Annotated in this window: 1 protein-coding gene and 1 pseudogene; both read right to left on the bottom strand. The window is 56.6% G+C overall.

Annotation, left to right across the window (positions count from 1 at the left end):
- Positions 1-149, bottom strand: a pseudogene (locus tag J5M56_RS24125) (class V aminotransferase); the annotation flags it as partial.
- A 30-nt stretch (positions 150-179) separates the two neighbouring features.
- Complete coding sequence (locus tag J5M56_RS24120; protein WP_003227425.1) at positions 180-416, bottom strand: DUF3820 family protein; 237 nt, start codon at positions 414-416, stop codon at positions 180-182.
- Positions 417-537: the final 121 nt, after the last annotated feature.

Raw genomic sequence — 537 nt, 5'->3', positions numbered from 1 at the left:
ATATTGCGCTGGTACTCCTCGATCACCGTGCGCGACATGCGCCCGAAGTAACCGTTTTCCAGATTGACCGGGCCGGGCTGCACATCGTATCGGTCGGCAAACGTTTGCCAGAAGGCTTCGTCACAGGCGCGGCGGGTGTTGTCAGGCATGGTCGGCAAGGCTCAAGAGGGAAGGGCGCGTCAGTGGCGCGGGGCGGGTTTGCCGTGTTTGGCGCGCAGCGGTTCGAGCAGGTCGGACAGGCCGTTGTGGTCGATCTCCTGCATCAACGCCAACAGGCCACCGAGTTCACCGTGGGGAAAGCCTTCACGGGCGAACCAGTTCAGATAGGGGCCAGGCAAGTCGGCAATGATCCGCCCTTTGTATTTGCCGAAGGGCATCTCGCGGGTGATCAGCAGTTCGAGTTTTTCCGGATTCATCAGCACGCTTCATCGATTCACATGACAGCCTGGAAAATACAGGCATTCTGCATGCAGGCCAAATGACAGATCATGCAAAAAACCAGCATACAGATGGTTCAATCTTTCTTAAGTCATTGAA

Origin of the sequence: Pseudomonas sp. 51_B (assembly GCF_017491595.1) — a bacterium.
GTDB classification, from domain to species: Bacteria; Pseudomonadota; Gammaproteobacteria; order Pseudomonadales; family Pseudomonadaceae; genus Aquipseudomonas; species Aquipseudomonas promysalinigenes.
This window is presented reverse-complemented; position numbering and strand designations above follow the sequence as displayed.